23 protein-coding genes are annotated in these 24,043 nt (G+C 72.3%); 9 read left to right on the top strand and 14 right to left on the bottom strand.

Annotated features, from left to right (window positions below; all coding sequences use genetic code 11):
- The first annotated feature begins 173 nt into the window (after positions 1 to 173).
- The 6 genes from OG875_RS30375 (at position 174) to OG875_RS30350 (ending at position 5,841) form a co-directional block, all read left to right on the top strand.
- Positions 174 to 1,307 carry a glycoside hydrolase family 19 protein gene (locus tag OG875_RS30375; protein ID WP_330177441.1) on the top strand — a complete coding sequence of 378 codons (1,134 nt, stop codon included), beginning with the start codon at positions 174 to 176 and terminating at the stop codon, positions 1,305 to 1,307.
- Positions 1,308 to 1,388: 81 nt separating this feature from the next.
- Positions 1,389 to 2,348 (top strand): aldo/keto reductase, encoded by a 960-nt coding sequence (locus OG875_RS30370; protein ID WP_330177440.1) that lies wholly within the window; start codon positions 1,389 to 1,391, stop codon positions 2,346 to 2,348.
- A gap of 336 nt (positions 2,349 to 2,684) precedes the next feature.
- Complete coding sequence (locus tag OG875_RS30365) at positions 2,685 to 3,095, top strand: ATP-binding protein (RefSeq protein ID WP_330177439.1); 411 nt, start codon at positions 2,685 to 2,687, stop codon at positions 3,093 to 3,095.
- A 128-nt stretch (positions 3,096 to 3,223) separates the two neighbouring features.
- Entirely contained in the window at positions 3,224 to 3,415 is a 192-nt protein-coding gene (locus tag OG875_RS30360; protein ID WP_330177438.1) for a hypothetical protein, read from the top strand.
- 138 nt (positions 3,416 to 3,553) lie between these two features.
- The gene (locus tag OG875_RS30355) at positions 3,554 to 5,464 is read left to right on the top strand and encodes a Na+/H+ antiporter NhaA (protein ID WP_330177437.1); all 1,911 of its coding nucleotides are present in this window, start codon (positions 3,554 to 3,556) and stop codon (positions 5,462 to 5,464) included.
- A 218-nt stretch (positions 5,465 to 5,682) separates the two neighbouring features.
- A complete protein-coding gene (locus OG875_RS30350; RefSeq protein ID WP_330177436.1) occupies positions 5,683 to 5,841 on the top strand; it encodes a hypothetical protein in 159 nt (52 codons plus the stop codon).
- A 7-nt stretch (positions 5,842 to 5,848) separates the two neighbouring features.
- On the opposite strand, the gene OG875_RS30345 is transcribed toward OG875_RS30350, so the two are convergent.
- Positions 5,849 to 6,340: a DNA-binding protein gene (locus OG875_RS30345; RefSeq protein WP_330177435.1), complete on the bottom strand. Its 492-nt coding sequence runs from the start codon at positions 6,338 to 6,340 to the stop codon at positions 5,849 to 5,851.
- Positions 6,341 to 6,512: 172 nt separating this feature from the next.
- On the opposite strand from OG875_RS30345, the gene OG875_RS30340 reads away from it, so the two are divergent.
- Positions 6,513 to 6,836: a YkvA family protein gene (locus OG875_RS30340; RefSeq protein ID WP_330177434.1), complete on the top strand. Its 324-nt coding sequence runs from the start codon at positions 6,513 to 6,515 to the stop codon at positions 6,834 to 6,836.
- Between the two features lie 24 nt (positions 6,837 to 6,860).
- On the opposite strand, the gene OG875_RS30335 is transcribed toward OG875_RS30340, so the two are convergent.
- From OG875_RS30335 to OG875_RS30290, 10 genes are all read right to left on the bottom strand, one after another.
- On the bottom strand, positions 6,861 to 7,604 hold the full coding sequence (locus OG875_RS30335; RefSeq protein WP_330177433.1) for a carbonic anhydrase: 744 nt from the start codon (positions 7,602 to 7,604) through the stop codon (positions 6,861 to 6,863).
- Between the two features lie 313 nt (positions 7,605 to 7,917).
- Positions 7,918 to 8,562: an alpha-ketoglutarate-dependent dioxygenase AlkB gene (locus OG875_RS30330; RefSeq protein ID WP_330177432.1), complete on the bottom strand. Its 645-nt coding sequence runs from the start codon at positions 8,560 to 8,562 to the stop codon at positions 7,918 to 7,920.
- A 155-nt stretch (positions 8,563 to 8,717) separates the two neighbouring features.
- Positions 8,718 to 9,674 carry an esterase/lipase family protein gene (locus OG875_RS30325; protein WP_330177431.1) on the bottom strand — a complete coding sequence of 319 codons (957 nt, stop codon included), beginning with the start codon at positions 9,672 to 9,674 and terminating at the stop codon, positions 8,718 to 8,720.
- A gap of 207 nt (positions 9,675 to 9,881) precedes the next feature.
- Positions 9,882 to 11,213, bottom strand: coding sequence for an acyl-CoA dehydrogenase (locus OG875_RS30320; protein WP_330177956.1), 1,332 nt, complete (start codon positions 11,211 to 11,213; stop codon positions 9,882 to 9,884).
- A 227-nt stretch (positions 11,214 to 11,440) separates the two neighbouring features.
- Positions 11,441 to 11,899, bottom strand: coding sequence for an RrF2 family transcriptional regulator (locus OG875_RS30315; protein ID WP_330177430.1), 459 nt, complete (start codon positions 11,897 to 11,899; stop codon positions 11,441 to 11,443).
- Between the two features lie 95 nt (positions 11,900 to 11,994).
- Positions 11,995 to 13,347 (bottom strand): LLM class flavin-dependent oxidoreductase, encoded by a 1,353-nt coding sequence (locus OG875_RS30310; protein WP_330177429.1) that lies wholly within the window; start codon positions 13,345 to 13,347, stop codon positions 11,995 to 11,997.
- A 91-nt stretch (positions 13,348 to 13,438) separates the two neighbouring features.
- Complete coding sequence (locus OG875_RS30305) at positions 13,439 to 13,945, bottom strand: flavin reductase family protein (RefSeq protein WP_330177428.1); 507 nt, start codon at positions 13,943 to 13,945, stop codon at positions 13,439 to 13,441.
- Between the two features lie 384 nt (positions 13,946 to 14,329).
- Positions 14,330 to 15,514, bottom strand: a complete 1,185-nt coding sequence (locus tag OG875_RS30300) for an ROK family protein (protein ID WP_330177427.1) — start codon at positions 15,512 to 15,514, stop codon at positions 14,330 to 14,332.
- A gap of 392 nt (positions 15,515 to 15,906) precedes the next feature.
- Positions 15,907 to 17,547 (bottom strand): SDR family oxidoreductase, encoded by a 1,641-nt coding sequence (locus tag OG875_RS30295; protein ID WP_330177426.1) that lies wholly within the window; start codon positions 17,545 to 17,547, stop codon positions 15,907 to 15,909.
- A 44-nt stretch (positions 17,548 to 17,591) separates the two neighbouring features.
- On the bottom strand, positions 17,592 to 18,740 hold the full coding sequence (locus OG875_RS30290) for a DUF475 domain-containing protein (protein WP_330177425.1): 1,149 nt from the start codon (positions 18,738 to 18,740) through the stop codon (positions 17,592 to 17,594).
- Positions 18,741 to 18,930: 190 nt separating this feature from the next.
- Here OG875_RS30290 and OG875_RS30285 point away from each other — a divergent pair, with 190 nt between their 5' ends.
- On the top strand, positions 18,931 to 19,815 hold the full coding sequence (locus OG875_RS30285; RefSeq protein WP_330177424.1) for an RNA polymerase sigma factor SigF: 885 nt from the start codon (positions 18,931 to 18,933) through the stop codon (positions 19,813 to 19,815).
- Positions 19,816 to 19,907: 92 nt separating this feature from the next.
- On the opposite strand, the gene OG875_RS30280 is transcribed toward OG875_RS30285, so the two are convergent.
- The gene (locus OG875_RS30280; RefSeq protein ID WP_330177423.1) at positions 19,908 to 21,110 is read right to left on the bottom strand and encodes a PP2C family protein-serine/threonine phosphatase; all 1,203 of its coding nucleotides are present in this window, start codon (positions 21,108 to 21,110) and stop codon (positions 19,908 to 19,910) included.
- 149 nt (positions 21,111 to 21,259) lie between these two features.
- Here OG875_RS30280 and OG875_RS30275 point away from each other — a divergent pair, with 149 nt between their 5' ends.
- Entirely contained in the window at positions 21,260 to 21,775 is a 516-nt protein-coding gene (locus tag OG875_RS30275) for a MarR family winged helix-turn-helix transcriptional regulator (protein ID WP_330177422.1), read from the top strand.
- A 127-nt stretch (positions 21,776 to 21,902) separates the two neighbouring features.
- Here OG875_RS30275 and OG875_RS30270 read toward each other — a convergent pair whose 3' ends face one another.
- The gene (locus OG875_RS30270; protein ID WP_443079227.1) at positions 21,903 to 22,352 is read right to left on the bottom strand and encodes a response regulator; all 450 of its coding nucleotides are present in this window, start codon (positions 22,350 to 22,352) and stop codon (positions 21,903 to 21,905) included.
- A complete protein-coding gene (locus OG875_RS30265; RefSeq protein WP_330177421.1) occupies positions 22,349 to 23,995 on the bottom strand; it encodes a sensor histidine kinase in 1,647 nt (548 codons plus the stop codon). Before OG875_RS30265 ends, OG875_RS30270 begins: the two co-directional genes overlap by 4 nt.
- Positions 23,996 to 24,043: the final 48 nt, after the last annotated feature.

Raw genomic sequence — 24,043 nt, 5'->3', positions numbered from 1 at the left:
AGCGGGCCGGGGCCCGCAGGACGTGAATCGGCCAGCCTTGCCATGAACTTGACAAGGTCTAGACCTTCCCATTCAATCCAATCGACACACCTCCCGCACATCTCCTCCTCAGTCCGGTCGGCCCGCCGACCGGACGCGGTGCGCCGTCGGCGCGAAGGGACAGACATTCAGAGATGTTGAGCTCATCCGGCAGAGGCCCTTCCCTCGTCAGATCCGCGATCCTCCTCGCGATCGCGGCCCTCGTCGCCACCTTCTTCACCGCCCCCGCCGCCCAGGCGGCCGACGGCCAGATCAGCGGTCTGGCGGGCAAATGCGTCGATGTCGCCGGGGCGAGCAACGCCAACGGCACCCCCGTACAGCTCTACGACTGCAACGGCAGCGGCGCCCAGCGCTGGTCCAACCCCGGTGACGGCACGCTCCGCGCGCTCGGCAAGTGCCTGGACGTCTCCGGCAACAGCACCGCCGACGGGGCCCTTGTCCACCTGTGGGACTGCACCGGCGCCGCGAACCAGCGCTGGCTCGTCTCCGGGGCGAACGACATCGTCAACCCGCAGGCGAACAAGTGCCTCGACGTCCAGAACCGCAGCTCGGCGAATGGCGCCCGGCTCCAGATCTGGACCTGCACCGGGCAGTCGAACCAGAAGTGGAACGCCCCGGCGAGCGGTGGCGGCGGGAACCCGCAGCCGGGTGGATTCGTGGTCAGCGAGGCGCAGTTCAACCAGATGTTCCCGGGCCGGAACTCCTTCTACAGCTACAGCGGTCTGACCGCCGCGCTGAGCGCCTACCCGGCCTTCGCGAACACCGGCAGTGACACCGTCAAGCGCCAGGAGGCCGCGGCCTTCCTCGCCAACGTCAGCCACGAGACCGGCGGGCTGGTCCATGTGGTCGAGCAGAACACGGCCAACTACCCGCACTACTGCGACACTTCGCAGTCCTACGGCTGCCCGGCCGGTCAGGCCGCGTACTACGGGCGCGGTCCGATCCAGCTCAGCTGGAACTTCAACTACAAGGCCGCCGGCGACGCGCTGGGCATCAACCTGCTCAACAACCCCTGGCTCGTCCAGAACGACGCGGCCGTCGCCTGGAAGACCGGTCTCTGGTACTGGAACACCCAGAACGGCCCCGGCACCATGACCCCGCACAACGCCATGGTCAACCAGGCCGGCTTCGGCCAGACGATCCGCTCCATCAACGGCTCCCTGGAATGCGACGGCCGCAACCCGGCGCAGGTCCAGAGCCGCATCAACAACTACCAGCGCTTCACCCAGATCCTCGGCACGACGCCCGGCGGCAACCTGTACTGCTGACCGACCTGCCACCACTGACGGACGGCCCCGGGGGAACTCCCCCGGGGCCGTCCGCCGTTCCGGCCACCGTAGGGTGCTCGTGTGACGAACCAAGCGGAGACCACGGGCGGCGACCGGCTGCTCTACGGATGCATGGGGCTCGGCGGCGGCTGGGACACCACGCCCTACGGCCCGGCGGACATCGACGCCGCCGAGGCGGCCGTCCGGGCGGCGCTGGACAGCGGGATCACCACGTTCGACCACGCCGACATCTACCGGCACGGCAAGTCCGAGGCCGTCTTCGGCGAGGTCCTCTCCCGCACTCCCGGACTGCGCGAACGGGTCGTCGTCCAGACCAAGTGCGGTATCCGTCTGGCCGAGGGCGACCGTCCGGGCATCTACGACCTGCGGGCGGCGAGCATCGTCCGGCGGGTCGAGGAGAGCCTGACCCGGCTGCGTACTGACGTCATCGACGTCCTGCTGCTGCACCGGCCCGACCCGCTCGCCGACCCGGACGACATGGCGAGCGCGCTCACCTCGCTCCACGAGCAGGGTCTGGTGCGGCGGTTCGGTGTGTCGAACATGGGCGGCGCGCAGATCGCCGCGCTCCGGGCGGCGCTCGGACTCCCCCTGGTCGCCAACCAGTTGGAGATGAGCCTGGCCCGCCGGGACTGGGTCGAGGCCGGGGTCCTGGTGAACACCCCGGAGGCGGCCGACGGCGGCTACCCGCTCGGGACCACCGAGTACTGCTGGGCCAACGGGATCACCCTCCAGGCATGGGGAGCCCTCGCGCAGGGCCGCTACACCGGCCGTCAGCAGACCCCGGACGAGGTGGCCACGGCACGGCTGGTCGCCTCCCTGGCCGAGGCGAAGAACACCACCCCGGAGACCGTCCTCCTGTGGTGGCTGCGCCGCCATCCGGCGCGGATCGTACCGGTCGTCGGCAGCGCGCGACCGGAACGCATCCGCGCCTGCGCCGACGCGGCCCTGCGGGAGCCGGAACTCACCCACGAGGAGTGGTACGACCTCTGGCTGACGGCGCGCGGCGCGCCGCTGCCCTGAGCCCGCGAGGGGCGCCTCCCCTCCGTCACCCGTGCCCGCCCACGCAGCGGGGATCCCGCTCCCCCGCCGCGCAGAACATTCCCCGCGTTTCTCCCGCCACGGTCACCCGCACGGCGCTGTACGGCAGAGGCGTCACCTCGATCGTCGCGTTCTTCCGGTGGCTGTGTGTCGGGGCGGTTGAGGGGGCGGGTGGGTCACGAGCCGGGGCGTGGACGGAGCGGGAGCCGGGGCGGGCTGGGTCCGGGGCGTCTGAAAGCGGGGCGAGCGGGCACCCGTGCCCATGAGAGCGATACAGGAGAAACAGCGCGACAAGCGACGCACGTGAGGTGAACACGCATGAAAGGCACGAGGATCACCGACGTGACCCCCGGTACCGGTGTGTCGGCCGGCGACAGCCCGGAGGGCATTCACGAGGCCCGTGACACCGCCCGAGCCTTCACCGGCGAACTCGTCCCGGCCCCGGGCTCCGGGCTGGTCGACACCATCGTGCTGGTGGTGTCCGAGCTGGTGACCAACGCACTGCGGCACGGCGGCGGACGGTACCGGCTCGAACTCTCCGCCGCGCCCGACTCGGTGACCGTCGCGGTCAGCGACCCGAACCCGGCGCCGCCACGCGAGCGCGCACCCGATCTGGACGGGGGCGGCGGCGGGTTCGGCTGGCACATGGTGCGGGGCATGGCCCGTTGTCTGGCGGTCACCCCCGGCCCCGGTCCGGGCAAGACGGTCTACGCGGTCGTCGCACGCTAGCGCGCCCGCGTCCGTCACACGGCGGTCGGCGTACGGCAGCGGTCGGCGTACCAACCGGCCCTCGCGCCGCGCACCGCACGATGACGGCGGTCGGGTGTCCCGCTCATGATCTTGGGTACGCGGCCTGCATGTTGAAGCACCGACGTATGCGAATCCTGCTGGTCCTGCTGGTGAGTTGGGCCGCGACCGCCGGCGTGCAGAAGTTCCGCGGGGAACTGCCGTGGTCGACGGCCGCCTCCCAGGCCGTGCTGTGGGCGGGGCTGGTCGCGTTCGTCTGGTGGTTCGCGGAATGGACGCAGGTACAGCGCCGCCGCACCTGACGCGCACCCGGCCGACGCGCACCCGCCTCCCCCGCCCGAGAGCCGTACGGGAGGCCCCCGCCCGCCGGCCCGAAGAGTTCGCGGCCGACACACGGCCCGCTCCCCGCCGTGCCCGTCCGGCGCGTGGAGAATCCAGAAATGACGGATTCCTCATCGTCCGCCGGAAACACCGGGAACACCGGGTACTTCGGGCGGACCGAAGGCGACGGACCGGCGCGGACGCCGTGGCGGGCCCTTCTGCGTACGGAGACGGGCAGCGCCGCGGTCCTGCTGGCCGGTGTGGTCGCGGCGCTCGTCTGGGCGAACATCGACCTCGGGTCGTACGACCGTTTCTGGCGGACCCGGGTGGGGCTGTCGTTCGGCACCCACAGCCTCTCGCTCGATGTGCGCGAGTGGGTCAACAGCGGTCTGATGTCGGTGTTCTTCTTCGTCGTGGGTCTGGAGGCGCGCCGTGCGCGGGACATCGGCGAACTGCGCGGCGGCGGGGCCCTCACCCTGCCCGTGATCGTCGGGATCAGCGGCATGCTGGTGCCCGTCGGCGTCTATCTGCTCGTCAACTCCGGTCACGGCACCATCCACGGCTGGGGCGCCGCGATGTCCACGGACACCGCCTTCGCGCTGGGTCTGCTCGCGCTGCTCGGCGGGCGCCTGCCCACGGCGCTGCGTACGTTCGTCCTGGCCGTCACCGTCGTGGACGACTTCGTGGCGCTGGGGGTCATCGTCTTCGCCTACAGCGAGCGCGTCGCGCCCGTCGCGCTGGTGGTGGCCGTCGGCATCCTCGGCGTCGTCGTGCTGCTTCGCTCCCAGGGCGTACGCCGGGGCGGCTGGTACGCGCTGCTGGCGACGGCGGCGTGGGTCGCGCTGTGGGAGTCCGGTGTCGACCCGGTCGTCGTCGGTCTGGTGATGGGTCTGCTCGCGTCCGCCTATCCGGCCGCGCGCGGTGATCTGGAGCGTGCCACCGGTCTGTTCCGCCGGTTCCGGGAGCAGCCGACACCGGAACTGGAACGGTCCGCGCGGATCGGGCTGGCGACGGCTCTCTCGCCGAACGACCGGCTGCTGCGGATGTACCACCCGTGGTCGAGCTATGTGATCGTGCCGGTCTTCGCGCTGGCCAACGCCGGGATCCGGATCACCGCCGACGACCTGTCACGGGCGTTCTCCTCGCCCGTCACGCTGGGCATCGTGTGCGCGCTGGTCGTCGGCAAGCCGGTGGCGATCCTCAGCTCCGCGTGGCTGAGCACGCGGTTGAGTCACGGCCGGCTGCGCCCGCCGGTCGGCTGGGGCGCCGTCGCCGCGGGCGGGACCGTCGCGGGGGCGGGGTTCACGGTGTCGCTGCTGATCGCCACCCTGGCCTTCCGGGGCGAGCAGTTGGAGAACGCGAAGATCGGCACGCTCACCGCGCTCCTCTGCGCCTCCCTGGTGGCCTGGACCGTCGGCACCGCGATCGGGCTGCTCCCGAAACGGCGCCGGGACCGCGCCCTGCTCGGCACGGCCGGAGCGGTCGTCGATCTCGCGGTCCCGGTCGACCCCGGACGCGACAAGGTGCGCGGCCCGCTGGAGGCGCCCGTCACGGTGGTGGAGTACGGCGATTTCGACTGCCCGTACTGCGGGAAGGCCGAACCGGTCATCCGTGAACTGCTGGCGGACTTCGGCGACGTCCGCTACGTGTGGCGGCACATGCCGCTGACCGATGTGCATCCGGGCGCGATGCTCGGCGCGGAGGCGTCGGAGGCCGCGCACGACCAGGGCGCGTTCTGGCCGATGCACGACCGGCTGCTCGCGCACGAGGGAACACTGCGGTTCGCCGACGCCGTGCGCCTCGCCGCCGGGATCGGCCTGGACACGGAACGTTTCGAGCGAAGTCTGCGCCGGCGTCACGGCGCGGAACGGATCGCCGAGGACGTGGACTCCGCCGATCTCAGCGGCGTGTCGGGAACGCCGACGTTCTTCGTCAACGGGCGGCGTCACCAAGGGGCGTACGACATCGGCCACCTCTCGGCGGCGGTGCGCACCGCGCGACGGCGGGCGGCGCTCACGGAGCCGGAGTGACGGGAACGCCGCTTCCCGGACCGGGGACGGAACGGGCTCGCCCGACGGCGGGGGTGGGGCGACGGCCTCGACGGACGATGGCCGCGCACGGGCGTGTGCGGGCCGCCCCTCCCGCGATTCCGCCGCCCGGAGTTGGGTGGAGAAACGCTGGGGACGCGGCAAAGGGGGCGGTTCGTACGGGGTCGGTTCGGGTCGGTTCGTCACGGCGGTTCGGCGACGTGCTGGAGGCCGCGTTCGCCCTCCACCGGGGCGAGTTGTACCGGGCCCTGCGGCTGCCGCTGCCCGGGTCACCCGTCGACGAGCGGGCCGCCGGTGAGGCGCTCACCTCGTACGTGCTGCGCGGTTCGGACGACCCCGCGTACCGCTTCACGCCGTGACACCCCGTCAGACGCCGTCGGCCCGTTCGGTGTCGTGGGCGTCGTCCTGGCCGGTGTCGGCCTGCTCGGCGGGCGTACGTCCGACCAGGCGTTCGTAGCGCTGACGGGCGGCCTGCGGGGTGCCGAGACCGAGACCGAAGGCGATCTCCTGCCAGGTCAGGCCCCGGCCCCGGGCCATCCGCAGGAGCCCCGCCTCCAGTTCGTCCATGTCACCGCGGGCGCGCGGGACCAGGCTCAGCGCGGCGGTGATGTCGGCGTGGTCCACGGCCGGTTCGTCCGGTTCCGGCTTCGCCGCTCCGCTGAGCAGGAACGACACGAGCCTGACGGCCTCGTGCGGGGCGATGACGGACGGGTGGGCCTGGCGGCGGCGTTGCGCGTCGGTGGCGGCGTGCCGCTCCGCGATGCGGAACAGGGACGCGGCCACCCGGTGCGCGCGGGCCCGCTCCGGGTGGGGCGGGGTGAAGGGGTCCGGTGCGTGCTGATCGGCGGTGGTCGGCATAGGCCAAGCATGAGCCGGCACACAGGACGATGTCAACATCGTGTGTTGAACGCTTCGTTCAACATGCGGATGACGTCAGCCGCGTACGGTGGAGCGGCCCATCGCGGGAACACGCCCGGGGAGAGCCGGCGTCCCGCTCCGAGGGACCGGCGCCAGGGAGGCTACGGAACCGATGGACACCCACCTCACCCCCGCCCTGGTCGTCGCTCTGGTCGTCGTGCTCCTCGCGATGCTCGTGACGGCGGTCGTCCTGTTCGTCAAGGTCTTCCGCGCCCGCGCCCTGCTGCGCCGGGCCGGCATACCGCTGCGCAACCGCGCCGCGTACTGGGGCGCCCTCGTCTACACCGTGAGCCCCGTCGACCTGCTGCCCGACCCCGTCTACCTGGACGACATCGGCGTCCTGCTGCTCGCCCTGCGCTCCCTGCACGCGGCGGCGGCGAACGCGAAAGATCGCGGACGAGACCCACTCGTCCGCGATCCCTCGGTTTCCCCGTGAGGAAGCCCTGACGGGCTTCGTGGATCAGCTGATGCGGTGCACCAGCTGCGTGTTCAGCTCGTAGCGCGCGCCGACGATCTGGAGCGTGCCGGCGGAGACCTTGGCCGCGAGGTCGGGCTCGGCCGCCAGACGCGAACGGACCAGGTTGACCTGACGGCTGATCGTGGAGTCGACCCGCGCGTCGCCGTGCTGCGTGTGGTCGATCGCGGGCTCGATCTGGTCGGCTATGTACTGGATGTGGTCGGGCAGGGAAGCACCCGTCTCCTCCGCGTGCACGGCTGCGGCGACGGCGCCGCAGGACTGGTGCCCGAGGACCAGGACCAGCGGGATACCGAGTTCGAGGACGCCGTACGCGACGCTGCCGAGAACGGCCTCGTCCAGCACCTCACCGGCGGAGCGGACGGTCATGAGGTCGCCCAGACCCTGGTCGAAGACCAGCTCCGGAGGTACGCGGGAGTCGATGCAGCCGAGTATCAGCGCGAAGGGCGACTGACCCGAAACGAGCTGCTGCCGTACGGCGTTCGACTCATGGGGGTGCTGCTGGTGCTGGGTGCGCCACCGCTGGTTGCCCGCGGAGAGGGCCGCGAGCGCGGCGGCGGCGGTGGACGGGCGGGTCGAAGGGGTCGGGGTGGTGGCACTCGCCGATGAGGCGCCGGCGATGAGTCCGGTTCCGGCCACGGATGCGACGGCCGCAGTGGCGGCGGAGGCACGAAGAAGGGCGCGGCGGCTGGTCGCCGTCTGCGTCTGAGGGTGTGTGGTGAGGTTCACGGACGGACGTTAACGCCCGTCACATTAAAGGACTTTAATGCAAAGGAACTCTTGGCTCGCTCTTGAATATCTCTTGGCGAAATATGATCCAAGAGTGACCGTTCACGACCACATCGCGACGCCTTGTGCACAGTGACACGCTCAACCAACCGCCTCCGCACCGCCGTTCACCAGGGCCGAACGACATCTGAGACAGCGGGAGTTCATCTGTGCGACGGTCATGTTTCAGCCAAACGTCACCCTGTGGACGTTGACACCGTACGCGTTCGGGTGCGTGCGGCCCAGTTGGCTCCCCCGGCCCCGGGTGGCTCGGTCAGCGCACTCCGCGTGGCCGGAACTGGATACTGATGCGCGCGCCCACCGCGCGGGCCGTCTTGGGGATCGCGTGCTCCCAGGTGCGCTGGCAGGAACCGCCCATGACGATGAGGTCGCCGTGCCCGAGCGGTCTGCGGACGGCGGTGCCGTGACCCCCACGGGGCCGCAGCACCAGATCGCGCGGGGCCCCGACGGACAGGATCGCCACCATGGTGTCCTCGTGGGAGCCCCGGCCGATCCGGTCGCCGTGCCAGGCGACGCCGTCGTGACCGTCCCGGTAGTGACAGAGTCCGGCGGTGACGAACGGCTCGCCCAACTCGCCCGCGTAGTACGCGCTCAGCGCCTCGCGGGCATCGGTCAGGACCGGGTGCGGCAGTTCCTCCCCCGTACCGTCCGCGCGCTCCCCGTAGAAGGCGAGGAGCCGGGGCACGGCCACCACGCGCTCGTACATCTGCCGGCGTTCGGCCCGCCAGGGCACGTCGGAGGCCAGCCGCTCGTACAGCGCGTCGGCGCCGCCGAGCCAGCCGGGGAGCAGATCGATCCACGCGCCGTCGCCGAGCACGGTCCGCCGGACGTCGCCGAGCGGACCGAGCCGGATCTCATCGCTCTGGTCGAAGAGCGAACCCTGCGCGTGTGCGGTCATCCGCCCAGCATAACCACACACTCGAACGTACGACCGATTGCCAGGTCCCGCGCCGGTCCCGCACAGATCCCGCGCCGATCCCGCACCGGGCCCCATCGGACTCGCATCGGGTCTGCGGCAGGTCCGCGGCGCGCGGGCCGGGTCGGCGGGCGCGGTCAGCCGAAGCAGCCGACCGGGCGGGCGTGCGCCGGATCGAGGGCGTTGAGCACCAGGCGGTACACGACCGGGCTGTACGCGATTCCCAGGTGCGCGCTCAGGTCGGCCGGGCAGTGGTCCTGGAGGGTGATGTTCTCCACGGGCGCGTCCGGCCCCGGCACGAGGTACTGCTGGCGGTAGGGGGTGACCACCTCGTCGGTGCGGGTGACGACGGTCGTGTGACGCACGCCGGGCACGGTGTCGCCGTCGGCGTCCAGCCGCGCGTTGACGTCGGAGCCGATCGTCTGGTCCTTCGCGGCCCGGCCGGCCATCTGTGCGGCGGTGTCCAGTACGCGCAGCGACTTGGCGAGCGACGCCATGCCGTACGCCGTCGTGCCGTGGTTGCTCGGCGCGATGCCGACCAGCCGGTGCGTCTTCGCCGCGCCTCCTTCGAACTTCAGGTACCAGCGCGGCAGCAGGCCGCCGCCCTGGGAGTGCCCGACCAGGTCGACCCGCGCGGCGCCGGTGGCGTCCAGCACCTCGTCGACGAAGGCGGCGACCTCCTTCGCGGACTCGGGGATGTGGCCCCGGCCCTTGAACACATCGCCGTCGGGGGCCCCGAAGTTGAGGGCGAAGACGCAGTGACCGGCCTTCTCCAGGACGGGCGACAGCCCCGACCAGTTGGCGTGCGCGTTCGCCCAGGTGCCGTGGATCAGCACGACCGGGCGGGGATGCGCGGCGCTCGGCCGGCAGGTCCAGTCGTTGGCACCGGGCGGCGCCGCCTCGGGGGCCGCCTGCGACCGGGCGAACGCCTCGGCGAACCGCGCCAGTCCGGTGTGCGGCGGGGCGGCCGTCGTGCCGGGGGCGGAGCCTCCGGGCACGGACGGGGACAGGGGGGAGGAGGACGAGGGCACCGCAGCCGTGACGGCGAGCACCAGGGATCCGGCGAGTGCGGCGGCGACATGACCGAGCTTCAAGGGTGGCTCCTGCGGGGATGGCCCCGTCCGGCCCCGCACGCGGGCCCGGCCCACCCGGGCCGGGGGACGCGACGGCGGACGAGGGGCGGCCGTCGATGACGCCCGCCATCCGACCCCATCGCGCCGCGCGGCGGCCGGATTGCCCCATCGGTGGGCGCGGAGCCGGGACGCCACCCCGCCCTGCCCGCCCGGCCCCGTCCGCGAGGGTCAGAAGCGGGCGCCGAACGGCGGGTGGGTGCCGTTGAGGTAGTGGTCGCCGATGTCGCGGAGCCGGTGGGTGGGTGAGCTCTGCGCCGTCAGCGCGCGGGCGTTGCGCCAGAACCGGTCCAGGGCGGCGCCACCGTCCGACACGGTCGGGGTCTGGGTGAGTTCGAGGACGCGGGTGGTGATGTCGACGGCCGACCGGCTGGTGACGGCCTCGGCCGCGGCGACCAGGACGGCGATCTCGGCGCGCTCGTCCATGCCGATGTCCCGCCCGGTGCCGAGTCCCCGCTCCAGGGCGTCCGTCGCGCGTTCGACCACGGCGGCGGAGGTGTGCGCGGCGGTCGCCAACTCCCCGTAGGCGAGGAGGAGATACGGGTCGCCACTGGGCCGTACGGCGTAGCCCGGGGCGTCGGGCGAGGCGGCCCGGAGCGCGGGCCGTACCGCCCGGCTGACGTCGCGGGCCTCGGCGAGCGCGCCTTCGGCGATGCCGAGCGCGACATGGCTGAGGACGAGCCGCAGGGCGAGCGGGGCGAGCGCGGTGAACGCGGGGACGGCGTGCTCGTCGCCCGGCAGGGTGCCGAGGATGCGGCCGGCGGGCACCGGCACCTTGTCGAAGTCGACGGTGCCGGCGCCGGTGAGCCGCTGGCCGAGCCGGTCCCCGTCGGTGGCGGCGAGGACGCCGGGGTGGGCCGGGTCGACCAGGGCGATCAGCGACTCGCCGGTGCGGGAGGAGGTCGCGCCGACGACGAGCCGGTCGGCGACGGTGACCCCGGCGGCGAAGGATCTGCGGCCGTTGAGCAGGAAGCCGGAGCCGGACGGGGAGAGGACGGGGCCGGGACCGCCCTCCGGGTCGGGGAGGTCGGTGGAGCCGCCGAGCAGCGGGCCGGGGGTGAGGGGGTGGGGGTCGTGACCGTGCGGCGTGGCGTCGGGGGCGCCGAAGAGGCGGGCGCTCCAGGACAGCACGTAGTGCCGGGCGACGAGTTCGCCGATGGAGCCGTCCGCCGCCGCGATCTCGCGGATCACGGCGGTGGCGGTGCGCCAGTCGGCGCCGCCCTGCCCGCCCTGCCGGTCGTGGCCTCGGTGGCCTCGGCGGCCGACCGGGTCGTGGTCCGGGTCGATGTCCGGGCCGTGGCCGGCCTCCGCCGGGTCGTGATCCGCGTCGGGACCGGTCTCGGCCGCGCCCCGGACGGGGGGTGCGGGTGGGGTCAGCAGCGCGGGCAGACCGGCTTCGCGCAGCCGGGCCACCTCGTCGTACGGCGGCTTCCCCGCCCGGTCGCGGGCGATCGCGTCGGCCGCGAGATCGTCGGCCACCTCCCGGGTGACGCGCCGCCACATCGCGTCGTCGGGCACGGCGGGCCCGCGCGGGACGCCGGTTCGGACCACGGGTTTCGTCGGCACGGTGCCGGACACCTCCACCATCCCCGGTTTTCCCACTGGATTAGTAGGAATACTGGCACGGAGTCACCGCCACCCCAAGTACGTGTTCATATGGTGGACCCGCGTTCCGCTTGGCGGACGGGACGGGGACCCGCGCCGGGTCGGACATGAACTCCGGCCCCGGGTCAGGGGTTTGTCCACGCCTCGGGGTCCGCCGCCAGCGCGGACACGTCCGCCGGAAGCCCGGCCGAGGCGATGTCGGCCAGGGTCACCACGTCCAGGATCTGGCGGACGTTCGCCCGTACCGCGATCCACAGCGGGAGCAGCGACTCGGCGGGGCCGGTGTAGGACAGCTCCGGCGGACGGACCCCTCGTACCGAGACGAGGGGTCCGTCCACCGCGCGGATGACATCGGCGACGGTGATGGCGGCGGCGGGCCGGGCGAGCCGGTATCCGCCGTTGCCGCCGCGCCGGCTCAGCACGAGACCGCCGCGCCGCATGTCGTTGAGGATGCCTTCCAGGAACTTGTGCGGGATGTCCTGGGCCGCGGCGATGGCCTCCGCCTTGACGGGCGCCTGGTCCCGGGACGTCGTGAGCTCCAGCGCGGCTCGTACCGCATAGTCCGCCCTGGCTGAAATGCGCATGCGCGCAGTATCGCGTACGGGCTCCGCCCCGGTCCCGGCCCCACCGCCGGTCCGCTCCCGCCGCACGGTGTCCGCCCGGTCCCGCCGCACGGCCGTCACACGGGTGCGGCGGCCCTGTCCACCGTGTCGAACAGCCGGTTGGCCGGGCGCGGCAGACCGTAGTGCTCGCGCAGCGTGGTGCCGGTGTACTCGGTGCGGAACAGGCCGCGTTCCTGGAGGAGCGGGACGACCCGGTCCACGAAGACCTCCAGGCCGGAGGGCAGCAGCGCCGGCATGATGTTGAAGCCGTCGGCCGCGCCGCTGTCGTACCAGTGCTCGATGGTGTCGGCGACCTGCTCCGCGGTCCCGGCGAAGGTGCGGTGGCCCCGTCCTCCGCCGAGCCTGCCGATCAGTTGACGCACCGTCAGACGCTCCCGTCTGCCCAGCTCCACGACCAGGGTGAAACGGCTCTTGGCGCCTTCGATCTCGTCCTCGGTGGGAAGGTCGCCGGGCAGTTCCTCGTCGAGCACCAGCCGCTCGTCGGGGACACCGAGCAGGCGGGCCAGCTGGCGCCGGCCGTACTCGGGGACGATGTGCCGCTCCAACTCGGCGTCCAGTTCCCGTGCTTCGGCCTCCGTGGCACCGATGACCGGCACGATCCCCGGCAGGATCTTGATGCCCGACGGGTCCCGCCCGAGGGCCGCGGCACGCCGTTTGACGTCCTGGTAGAAGAACACGCCCTCCTCCAGGGTCTGTTGCGCGGTGAACACCGCCTCGGCGTAGCGCGCCGCGAAGTCCTTGCCGTCCTCGCTGGACCCGGCCTGGACGAGGAGGGGGTGGCCCTGCGGGGAGCGCCGTACGTTCAGCGGACCGTCGACCCGGAAGTGGGGGCCCCGGTGGTCGATGCGGCGGACCCGTTCGGCGCGCGCGTACACCCCGCGTTCCTTGTCGGCCACCACGGCGTCGTCGGCCCAGCTGTCCCACAACTTGGTGGCCACGTCGAGGAATTCGGCCGCCCGCAGATAGCGCTCACGGTGCGAGGGGGTGTCGTCCAGCCCGAAGTTGCGGGCGGCGTCGGCGCCCGCCGTCGTGACGATGTTCCAGCCGGCGCGACCGCCCGAGACATGGTCGAGGGAGGCGAACCGGCGGGCGAGGTTGTACGGCTCGTTGTAGCTGGTGGAGGCGGTGGCGATGAGCCCGATCCTGCTGGTGGCGCCGGCCAGGGCGGTGAGCAGCACGGTGGGTTCCAGGATGCTGGCGGGCCGGCGTCCGGGGTCGCCGTGCAGGACGGGGCCGTCGGCGAGGAAGAGGGAGTCGAGTCTGCCGCGCTCGGCGATGCGGGCCAGGTTCTTGTAGTGCTCGACGTCCGTGCCGTCGGCGGGGCTCTCCGGGAGACGCCAGGCGGCCTCGTGGTGGCCGGAGGTCATCAGGAAGGCGTTGAGGTGCAGGGGGGTGCGCTCGCGTGGCATGGGTGGCTTCTCCTGGGGTGGGCGGGGCGAGTCCGGGGGTACGGGTTCGACGTCAGGCGGGGACGGGTTTGGCGTCCGGCGGAGCGGGTGATCAGAGCGGCAGATAACGGCCGTCGTGGAAGAGCAGCGGGCGCCGGGTCACGTGGTACTCCGCCTCCTCGACCCGGCCGACGACGATCCGGTGATCACCGGCGGGCACGATCTGCTGGATGCTCAGCCGCAGCCAGCCGGCCACGCCGTCCAGCACGGGCTCCCCGCCCGGCAGGCGGTGCCAGGGCGTCGGCGCGGCGAACCGGTCGACGCCGCTCGTCGCGAACGTCCTTGCCAGTGGCTCCTGTTCGGCGGCGACGAAGTTGACGACGGCCGAGGAGGCGCGCTCGACGGTCGGCCACGACGAGCCGGTGACGGAGATCCCGAACGACACGAGCGGCGGGGAGAGCGAGAGCGAGGTGAGGGAGGTGGCGGTGAATCCGGCCGGACCCCGGCCGGCGTCGGCGGTGATCACGACCACGCCCGCCGGATATCGGCGGAAGGCGTTTCGGAACAGCTCCGGGGAAATACCCGGAGCGAGGGAACGCGAAGGAACGGTGACAGTCATTTTCTCCCCCGGAAAGAGAGTCGGAGAGCGGCGGAAAGGGCAGGACGAGGCAGCTGACGGCACGCTGGGACCCTGGCGATTCGCCGCGGGAACCCGGTACGGGAACTCGCCGCGGGAACAGCGGCAATCACGCGGGCAGGGGCGCACCCGGAAAAAGGCCGGGCGCGACCGCCGGTGTGAGGCGAGGTCAGGTGAGGTGAGGTGGACCGTGGCGCGAGGAGAGTTCAGGCGCGACAACAGGGGCAGGGCACGTACCGCGGATTCCGCTGCCGAAGGGTCATGAATTCATTGTCCGGTGTGGCTTCGGAGCCGGTCAACAATGCAACTTCCTGAATTAATCGGGTTGTTCCGAGGTCCGCGAGGGGCAGGACGTCTCGTGACGGCTCATGAGACGGCCGCCGGTGCCGGCAGGGACCCGAGCGGATCCGCGTACAGGGCCCCGAGCGCCACCGCCGCGCCCGCCGTGGACAGCACACGGCCGGTGAAACTGCTTGCCACCACGGCTTGTTCGGGGTCGTCGCACACCAGGGAGCGGGCCGCCACCTCCGCCCGCAGGTCGGCCAGGCAGTGCGGCAGGAGCCCCGTACCCGGTTCCACCACCACCAGCACCTCGGGGTCGAACATGTCCAGCAGCAGTGCCACGGCCCGGCCGATCACCCTGGCCCTGCGGCGGAACAGCTCCAGCGCACGGGGCTCCCCGGCCAGCGCGTGTTCCAGCAGCACGGTGAAGGAGGGGACGGGGAAGCCCTGTTCGGCCGCGAGTCGCACCATGGCCTGTTCGGAGACCTCCGACGCGAGGCCGCCGTCACCGCCCACCGGCAGGTGCGCGACGCTTCCCGCGCCGTTCCGGGGGCCCGCGTGCACCTCTCCGGCGGTGGCGAACGCGGCGTCCACCACCGCTCCGACGAACAGCAGTACCGCGCTCCCGTGTGCCGACGCCCGGCCGAGCAGTTGCTCGGCGCGCGCCAACGCCCGTGCGTGGCTGTCCACATGGACGGGCAGCCCGGTCGCGGCGGCGAGGTGGTCCCGTACGGCGACGTCCCGCCAGCCCAGGTGCGGATGGAGCAGGATCGTCCCGGTGGCGGGGTCGACCCGGTGACCGGTCGCCACGCCGAGGGCCAGCACGGACCGGCCGCCGGAGTGGGCGGCGAGAAGCCGGGGCAGCCGGCCGGCGAGGGAGTCCAGCACCTGGCCGGGCCGCGGACGGCCGTCCGGGTGCGGCCGGCGGTCCTCGGCGACGATCCGGCCGCGCAGATCCATCAGGGAGAGCGTCGAGTGGGTGACGGCGATGTGCGCGCCCGCCACCAGATGACGGCCGGTGTCGATGTCGACGGGGATGTGCGGGCGGCCGAGCCCGCGCGGCCCGGCGGTCTCCGGGCTCTCCCGGAGCAGTCCCTCGGCGAGGAGCCGGGCGGTGTGCCCGGTGACGGACGCGGGCGACAGACCGGTGAGCCGGGCGACGGTGCTGCGCGCGACGGGGCCGTGGTCGAGGACGGCGGTCAGTACGGTCCTCGTGCCCGGGGCGCGTCGCGGCGGGTCGGTGCTCGGCGGGATGTCCGCGCGCCGCACCTGAGTCGGACGTACCTGAGTCGGACGTACGGGAGTCGGGGGTACGGGAGCGGGACGGGGGACGGGCACCGGCGGTTTCGTCACGGGTGTCTTCCAGATCCGGGAGGCGGCGGCGACTCCGGGGACCGTCCCGTCGGGAGGTCGTTCCGGGCCGCGTGGGCGCGTGGCTCTCAGCCCCGGTGACACGCCGCGGAGCACACTCGCTGGAGGTCGATGTGACCCCGGCGCGTCAGGTGTGCGGATCGCTGCATGCCCGGCAACGTAGCCGCAGCGGCCGGACGGGGTCAATGACGGGCCGCATCCTGGACGGGCGGCCTCCGGCACCGCGGGCAGCGACGCCGCCGGTCCCGGGCGCCGCCCGCGGGAGTCACCGCCGTGCGTGCCGCCGGCCGTCAGTGCCGCGCCCCGTGGAGGACGGGCACCGTCCCGTCCTTGGCCGCCGCCTTCGCGATGTTGCGCGCCATGCCGCCGAAGACGCCGGAGTGGAACGGCGCGACGCTCCACCAGTAGGCGTGGCCCAGCAGTCCGCGCGGGTGGAACACGGCACGCTGCCGGTAGTGGGTACGGCCCCGCTGGTCCCGCTCGACGCGCATCTCCAGCCAGGCCAGACCCGGCAGCCGCATCTCGGCGCGCAGCCGCAGCAGCCGGCCCGTCTCGATCTCCTCGACGCGCCAGAAGTCCAGCGAGTCGCCGACCCGCAGCCGGGCGGCGTCCCGGCGTCCCCGGCGCAGCCCGACCCCGCCCACCAGCCGGTCCAGCCAGCCCCGTACGGCCCAGGCCAGCGGGAAGGAGTACCAGCCGTTGTCGCCGCCGATCCCCTCGATGACCCGCCAGAGCGCGTCGGGGCTCGCGTCGACGGTCAGTTCGCGCAGGTCGGTGTAGAGGCTGCCGCCCGCCCAGTCGGGGTCCGTCGGCAGCGGGTCGCTCGGCGCGCCGGGCACGGAGGCGGAGGACCAGCGGGTGGTGACCTGGGCGTCCTGGATCCGTTTGAGGGCCAGGGTCAGGGCCGCCTCGAAGCCGACGGGGCGGCCGGGCAGATCGGGGACGTACCGCGCGATGTCGTGCTCGCGGCAGACGACCTCGTGCCGCAGCGACTCGGCGAGCGGCCGGGCGATCGAGCGGGGTACGGGGGTCACCAGGCCGATCCAGTGGCTGGACAGGGTCGGGGTGAGGACCGGCACGGGCATGATCAGCCGGTGCCGCAGCCCTGCGACGGCCGCGTAGGTGTGCATCATCTCCAGATAGGTGAGGACGTCGGGGCCGCCGATGTCGAAGGAGCGGCTGACGTCGTCGGGCATCCGCGCGCCGCCGACCAGGTAGCGCAGGACGTCGCGTACGGCGATGGGCTGGATCCGGCTGCGTACCCAGCTGGGGGTGACCATCACCGGGAGGCGTTCGGTGAGATAGCGCAGCATCTCGAAGGAGGCCGAGCCGGAGCCGATGATGACGGCGGCGCGCAGGACGGTGGTGGGCACGCGTGAGCCGAGCAGGATGTGCCCGACCTCGGCGCGGGAGCGCAGATGGGGCGAGAGGTCCCGCTCGGGTACGCCGGCCGGGGTGAGGCCGCCGAGGTAGACGACGCGGCGGACGCCCGCCGCGTGGGCCTGTTCGGCGAAGATCCGGGCGGCGTCGGCGTCGGTGCGCTCGAAGCCGGGGCCGGTGCCGAGCGAGTGGACCAGGTAGTAGGCCACGTCGACACCCCGCATGGCGTCGGCGACCGACGCGGCGTCCGTGACGTCGCCGCGTACGACCTCGGCCCGCCCCGCCCAGGTGTGGTCGCGCAGCTTCTCGGGCGTACGGGCGAGACAGCGCACCCGGTGCCCGGCGTCGAGCAGTTCGGGGACGAGCCGGCCCCCGATGTAGCCGCTGGCGCCGGTGACCAGGCAGTGCAGGGCGGGGGCAGGGTCACCGGGTGCCGGGCCGCCGAGGGCAGCCGCGCCGGGCGTCGCCGCTACGGGGGCCTGCGCCGGGTCCGGGGTCCCCGCCGGGCCGGGAGCCGCCGGTTCAGGGGCCGTCGGGTCGCCGTTCGTCATGGAGCCCTCCGTCGGCCGGGTGTGGTGCTTCCCACCCTCTCCCGTCACGGCGCGTCCCGCCCGCCCTGCCCCGCCGCGATCCGCCGGTTGCGCCGCACCGACGACCAGAAGGAGGCGGCGATCAGCACGACGCCGATGAGCCCGGTGATGATCTCGCTGATCTGGTACTGGATGGTGACGAGCAGGATCACCGCCAGCGCGCCGATCGCGTAGTGCGCGCCGTGCTCCAGATAGACGTAGTCGTCGAGGGTGCCCTGGCGGACGAGATAGACGGTGAGCGACCGGACGTACAGCGCGCCGATTCCGAGACCGAGCGCCATGAGCACGATGTCGTTGGTGATGGCGAAGGCGCCGATCACCCCGTCGAAGGAGAAGGACGCGTCGATGACCTCCAGGTAGAGGAACATGAAGAACGCGGCCCGGCCGGTCAGGGCGGCGAACGACGGTCCGCCCCTCCCGTCCCGGGGCTTCCCGTCCCCGCCGGACGGCGCCGGGATGTCCTTCCGGGCGTCCTCCTGGGCCTCCTCCTCGTCGGCGATCCTGTTCTCGAAGAAGCTGGAGAGCCCGCCGACGATCAGATACGTGACAAGGCCGGCGAGCCCGGAGGTGAGGACGGTCTGCGCCTTGTCCGCGTGCGCCCCGCCGTGCTGATGGGCGTGGGTGGCGACCGTCATGGAGGCGATCAGCAGCACGATCAGCGACAGGCAGACGGACAGCGAGTCGACGCGTCCGAGCCTGGCCAGCGGGCGTTCGATCCAGCTCAGCCAGGTGATCTCGCGGTCCTCGAAGAGGAAGTTGAGGAAGATCATCAGCAGGAACATGCCGCCGAAGGCGGCGATCGACGGGTGGGCGTCGGTCACGAGCTGCTGGTAGCGGTCCTTGTCGTCGACCGCGAGGCGAACCGCGCTGACGGGGCTGAGTTTCGCGGTGACCGCGACGATGACGACGGGGAACGCGAGTCTCATGCCGAACACGGCGATGAGGACACCGATCGTGAGGAAGATCTTCTGCCAGAAGGCGCTCATCTTCTTCAGGATCCCGGCGTTGATCACCGCGTTGTCGAAGGACAGCGAGACCTCCAGCACGGTCAGGATCGCCACGATCCCGAGTGCGGCCCATCCGTCGTAGAGCACGGCCACGGCGAGGCCGAGCACGGTGAACCCGAACGCCCAGCCGAATGTTTTGAGTACCACGAGTCACCAAGCCTTCCGCGGACATGCTAGGACCTCTCCCGCGATCTTCGTCCGGGGCCTGCCGTTAGAAGGGCCGGTTCGGGGGCAACACTTGCCAGGCGGCAACTATTAGTCCACCGTAGGACCGGACGGGCCCTCCGCAGCGGCGACGCGGCGGAGGGCCCACACCAACAGAGGCGATGAAGTGACGATGAGTACGCATTCCCCCGCCGGCCCTCCGAGCACCGGAGCGGCCACCACTCGCACGGACGCGCCGTCCGGCGAGCTTCCCTGGATCGAGGACACCGGGAAGGTGTCCCCCAAGGACGCACGACAGTTGTCGAAGCTCTTCTTCGAGCGGCTCCGGACGCTCGAAGAGGGCACCCACGAATACCAGTACGCCCGCAACACACTGATCGAGATGAACCAGTCGCTGGTGAGATTCGCGGCGCGGCGTTTCCGCAATCTCGGCAACGGCGACATGGAGGACGTGCTCCAGGTCGGCACGATCGGTCTGATCAAGGCCATCGACCGGTTCGACCTCTCCCGCGAGGTGGAGTTCAGCTCCTTCGCGGTGCCGTACATCCACGGCGAGATCAAGCGGTTCTTCCGTGACACCACCTGGGCCGTCCATGTGCCGCGCAGGCTCCAGGAGTTGCGCACGGACCTGACCAGGGCGCAGGACGAGCTGACCGAGCGGCTCGGCCGCCGGCCCACCGTCGCCGAGGTCGCCGGGCGGCTGGGGCTGACCGAGGCCGAGGTCATCGACGGACGGGTCGCGGCCAACGGCTACACCGCCGGTTCGCTCGATCTGCCGGGCGACTCCGACGACGGGCCGGACAGCGGCGGCCGGGCCTTCGCCGACACGCTGGGCGCGTGCGATCCGGCCATGGAGCTGATCGAGGACTTCCACGCGCTGGCCCCGCTGCTGGAGCGGCTGGACGAGCGCGAGCGCGGGATCGTCGAGATGCGGTTCGGGCGCGAGATGACGCAGTCCGAGATCGGCGCCGAGCTGGGCGTGTCGCAGATGCATGTGTCCCGGCTGCTCTCCCGCATCCTGACCACCCTGCGGACGGGCATGCTCACCGAGGAGTGACAGCGGGCGCCGCCCGGCCGGGCGGCGCGGAGACGGAAGGGGTGCGGGTGCCGGACGGCGCCCGCACCCCTTCGCCGTGCCGGCGCCGGGTGTCAGTCCTGTTCCGGCGCCGGTTCCTCGGCGGGCGGCTCGGGAACCAGTGATTCGGCGCGGAGTTCGGGCTCGGCCCGGCCGGTCCAGTCGAGGCACAGCGCGAGCGCGTCGTCCGGCGGGTCGGCCTTGCGGAACTCGGCCAGGGTGCGCAGCAGGGCGCGCGGCACCGTCGCGGCGGGCAGCAGGCTGGTGGAGTTGATCGCGCGGGCCAGCGCCCGTTCGCCGTACGGCTCACCGTCCGGCGAGAGCGCGTCGTACACGCCGTCGCTCACCATGAGCAGCCGGTCGCCGGGCAGGACGTGGAACTCCTGGGCCTCGTAGTGGGACTCCTCGAACATGCCGAGCGGCAGCTGGGCTTCGAGGGGGACCCGCTCGACCGTCCGGCCGCGGCGGCGCCACAGCTGGGGCGAGCCCGCGTCCACGACCTCCACGCGGCCGGTCGCCAGCTCGAAGCGCATCAGCAGCGTTGACACGTGCGACGCGCCCCGGTGCTGCTCGTAGATCGCCTGGTCGGCGAGGGCGGCCTGGCCGGCGATGTCGAGTCCGGAGCGACGCGCGTTGCGCAGGGCGTTGACGGCGAGATTGCTGAGCAGGGACGCCTGGATGCCCTCGCCCATGCCGTTGGTGACGGCGACGGTCAGCTCGTCCGCGTCCGCCGCCCAGTCGAAGTTGTCCCCGTGGATGGCGTAGGCCGGCTCCAGCTGGGCGCCGATGGAGAACTCCTCGGCGCTGCACGCGCGCGCCGGGAGCAGTTGCCACTGCATCTCGGCGGCGAGGGTGAGCCGGCTGACCCGGCGGGCCCGCTGGTAGGCGTCGGTGTCCCGTTCGGCGACCAGGATCTCGTGGCCCAGCAGATCGGCGACATGGGCCAGCTCGTCCACGGCCTCGGGGGTGGACCGGTCGGAGGGCAGCCGGACGGAGAGGATGCCGGTGCGTTCGCCGCGTACGGTCACCGGAAGGTGGTGATCGACGGCGTCGCCGTGCCGCACCTGCTGCTCACGCGGTTCCTGGCTGCCGAACGCGCGTCCCTCGGGGCTGTTGTAGAGCGAGAGCGGCTGTTCCTTGCCCGGCAGCGGATCGTACGGGGTGAGAACCGTGAAACCGTAGTCCGCGAGGAACAGCTGGACGCGGGTCGCGCCGTGGGAGACGGCCAGCGCGTCGCGGACCTTGTCCACGAGTGCGTGCGGCGCGGCTGCCCGCACGGATCTTCCGAGTACATCGTCGCTATGCGTCACGGTCTCTCAGACATTCTTGGTGGGCGGACGGGATTCGGCTCGCGGGCGGCGCCGATTGCGGCTCCGGAGGTGGGGCAGAGCTGACAGGGGGCGCCGTCGGGTGACACAGTGGACGGATGTCCCCCCTCACCGGTCAGCCGCCTTCTCGCGAGAAGATGGCCGAGGCCGCTCGCGCCGCCTCGGAACTGCTTGAGGTGTTGTGGGGGCGCGGCCAGGAGGCGGCGCCGTCCGGGACGGTGTCGCCCTCGCAGCTCCGGGCCCTGCTCGTGCTGGAGAGGTACGACGGGACGAATCTGCGCTCGCTGGGCAAGGCGCTCGGCTCCCGCCCTCCGTCGGTGAGCCGGCTGTGCGACCGGATGGAGGCGCTGGGCCTGGTGGAACGGCGTACCAGCACCGCCAGCCGCCGTGAGGTGGAGCTGCGGCTGAGCCCGCGCGGACACAAGGTGCTGGACGAGCACCGGGCGATCCGCGCCCGCGAGGTCAGCGCCGTTCTGGAGGGCATGGACCCGGCGGCGGTGGCGGCCCTCACGGACGGGCTGACCGCGTTCCACGCGGCGGCCGCCGCCCGGCTGGACGAGGCGGCGCGGACGCGCCCCGCCGACGACGGGGGCACCGCGGCGGACAGCGCCTGACGTCATCGCGCTCCATTCCCGCTGACAGGTGGTGGACGGTGCGGGGATCGGAGTGCCGTCCCGGCGGAGACAGTTTCCATATGACAACAGTCTCTGCCGTGCAGTTTAACAGCGCGCCACGCCCGTCTCAGAACATCCGGGGCAGCTTGACCACCGTGACGAAGAAGTCGTCGATCTGCCGGATCGCCCGGATGAACTGGTCCAGGTCGACGGGCTTGGTCACATACGCGTTGGCGTGCAGCTTGTAGCTGCGGAGGATGTCCTCCTCGGCCGCCGACGTGGTGAGGACGACCACCGGGATGTGGCTGAGGTCGGGGTCGGACTTGACCTGTTCCAGCACCTGGCGGCCGTCGTACTTGGGCAGGTTGAGATCGAGCAGGATCAGATCGGGGCGCGGTGCCTCGGTGTGGTCCCCGCGCTGGTAGAGGAAGTCCAGCGCCTCCAGCCCGTCCCGTACGACGTGCAGCGTGTTGCCGATCCTGTTGTCCTCGAACGCCTCACGGGTCATGAGTTCGTCGCCCGCGTCGTCCTCGACCAGGAGTACCTCGACGGGCTGGGGCTGGGGAGAAATGCTCATACGGTGCTTCCTTCGGTGGTGGTGGCCGCCGGGACCGACGGGGCGGCGGCATCCGGCCGGACCGGGAGGGTGAAGGCGATACGGGTGCCGTCGGTGTGGTCCGTGTCGATCCAGATGCCGCCGCCGCTGTGCTCGACGACCTTCTTGCAGAGTGACAGACCGATGCCCGTCCCGGCGTACGTGTCCTTGGCGTGCAGCCGCTGGAAGATGATGAACACCTTCTCGGCGAACTCCTCGGCGATGCCGATCCCGTTGTCGGTGACGCCGAACGTCCAGAGGTCCGCGTCCGCCTCGCGGTCCACCGTGACGGTGATGTGCGGGACCCGGTCGGGGTGGCGGAACTTGACGGCGTTGCCGATGAGGTTCTGCCAGAGCATCGTCAGCAGCGTCGGATCGCCCACGACCTCGGGCAGCTCCGCCGGGCGCTCGATGACGGCCCCCGTCTCCTCGACGGCGACCGAGAGGTTCCGGACGGCGCGGTCCAGCGCCGCGTCGAGGGCGACCGGTTCCTGGGCGTCCTGGACCCGGCCGACGCGGGAGAAGGTGAGCAGGTCGTTGATCAGGACCTGCATGCGCTTGGCGCCGTCGACCGCGAAGCCGATGTACTGCGTGGCACGGTCGTCGAGCTGGTTGCCGTACCGCTTCTCCAGCAGCTGGCAGAAGGAGGCGACCTTGCGCAGCGGCTCCTGGAGGTCGTGGGAGGCGACGTACGCGAACTGCTCCAGCTCCGCGTTGGACCGCCGCAGTTCCACCGCGCCCGCGTCCAGGTCGGCCGCCTGGCGGGCGAGTTCGTCCTCGTTGGCGCGGGCGGTGACGAGTTCGCTGACCACCCGCAGCCGCATGGCCTCCACGGCCTCCGCGAGGGTTCGCAGGTCGGCCGGCCCGTGCGCGGGGATCGCGTGGTCGAAGTCGCCTCCCGCGACCCGCCGGGACGCCGTACGGACGGTCGCCAGCGGCCGTACGACGGTGAAGTGCACGAGCACGGTCATCGCCACGCCGATCAGCAGGAACGCCCCCAGGGCGGCGGTCAGTGCCTGGTCGCGGTCGGTGCGGGCGTCGGAGAAGGCGGCCCGTGCCTTGCGCTGTTCCTCGGTGAGATGGTCCTGCTGGGCGGCGAGCGCCGCCCGCACCCGGTCGAAGGCGCGCTTCGCCTCGGCCAGCGAGGCGGGGTCGTCGCCGGGCCTGCCCTCCAGGGCCGGGGTGGCGAACTCGGTGCGCCACCGGCCCGCCGCGTCGTCGACGTCCCGCAGGTCGGCCTCCGGCCGGTCGAGCCCGTCGATGAGTTCGACGAGCCGTGCGCGGGCGGCGGTCTCGTCGGCGACACCGCGCCGGTACGGCTCCAGCGCGTCCTCGTCCCTGGTGAGGAGATAGCCGCGGACGCCCGTCTCCTGGTCCAGGAGCGCGGCCTGGAGCCGGAACGCCTGGGTGCGGGCCGGGGAGACCTCGTCGATCAGATGGTCACCGGTGTCCGTGGTACGGGCGAGCATGACGGCCGCCACTCCCCCGGCGAACAGCGTCATCGTGCACAGGGCGGCGACGGCCAGCAGGAACCAGCCCTGGACGGTCAGCCGCCGCAGGATCCGGACCTCGTGGCCGAGCGGGGGGCGCGGCGCGGGCGCCGGGGTCCCGGTCCCGTGGGCCACGGTCGCGGAAGCTCCGGTCTCCGCCCCGGGCTCCGTGCCGGTCGCGTG

This window comes from Streptomyces sp. NBC_01498, assembly GCF_036327775.1.
Lineage (GTDB): Bacteria > Actinomycetota > Actinomycetes > Streptomycetales > Streptomycetaceae > Streptomyces.
Note: the sequence above shows the minus strand (reverse complement) of the source record. Positions and strands in the feature narration are given on the sequence as shown.

What these genes read in the sequence shown, in the direction of transcription:
- OG875_RS30375 (WP_330177441.1), top strand. Translation starts at nt 174, where the DNA reads ATGTTGAGCTCATCCGGCAGAGGCCCTTCCCTCGTCAGATCCGCGATC.
- OG875_RS30365 (WP_330177439.1), top strand. Translation starts at nt 2,685, where the DNA reads ATGAAAGGCACGAGGATCACCGACGTGACCCCCGGTACCGGTGTGTCG.
- OG875_RS30360 (WP_330177438.1), top strand. Translation starts at nt 3,224, where the DNA reads ATGTTGAAGCACCGACGTATGCGAATCCTGCTGGTCCTGCTGGTGAGT.
- OG875_RS30355 (WP_330177437.1), top strand. Translation starts at nt 3,554, where the DNA reads ATGACGGATTCCTCATCGTCCGCCGGAAACACCGGGAACACCGGGTAC.
- OG875_RS30345 (WP_330177435.1), bottom strand. Translation starts at nt 6,340, where the DNA reads ATGCCGACCACCGCCGATCAGCACGCACCGGACCCCTTCACCCCGCCC.
- OG875_RS30340 (WP_330177434.1), top strand. Translation starts at nt 6,513, where the DNA reads ATGGACACCCACCTCACCCCCGCCCTGGTCGTCGCTCTGGTCGTCGTG.
- OG875_RS30330 (WP_330177432.1), bottom strand. Translation starts at nt 8,562, where the DNA reads ATGACCGCACACGCGCAGGGTTCGCTCTTCGACCAGAGCGATGAGATC.
- OG875_RS30320 (WP_330177956.1), bottom strand. Translation starts at nt 11,213, where the DNA reads ATGTGGCGGCGCGTCACCCGGGAGGTGGCCGACGATCTCGCGGCCGAC.
- OG875_RS30315 (WP_330177430.1), bottom strand. Translation starts at nt 11,899, where the DNA reads ATGCGCATTTCAGCCAGGGCGGACTATGCGGTACGAGCCGCGCTGGAG.
- OG875_RS30310 (WP_330177429.1), bottom strand. Translation starts at nt 13,347, where the DNA reads ATGCCACGCGAGCGCACCCCCCTGCACCTCAACGCCTTCCTGATGACC.
- OG875_RS30305 (WP_330177428.1), bottom strand. Translation starts at nt 13,945, where the DNA reads ATGACTGTCACCGTTCCTTCGCGTTCCCTCGCTCCGGGTATTTCCCCG.
- OG875_RS30295 (WP_330177426.1), bottom strand. Translation starts at nt 17,547, where the DNA reads ATGACGAACGGCGACCCGACGGCCCCTGAACCGGCGGCTCCCGGCCCG.
- OG875_RS30285 (WP_330177424.1), top strand. Translation starts at nt 18,931, where the DNA reads ATGAGTACGCATTCCCCCGCCGGCCCTCCGAGCACCGGAGCGGCCACC.
- OG875_RS30275 (WP_330177422.1), top strand. Translation starts at nt 21,260, where the DNA reads ATGTCCCCCCTCACCGGTCAGCCGCCTTCTCGCGAGAAGATGGCCGAG.
- OG875_RS30270 (WP_443079227.1), bottom strand. Translation starts at nt 22,352, where the DNA reads ATGAGCATTTCTCCCCAGCCCCAGCCCGTCGAGGTACTCCTGGTCGAG.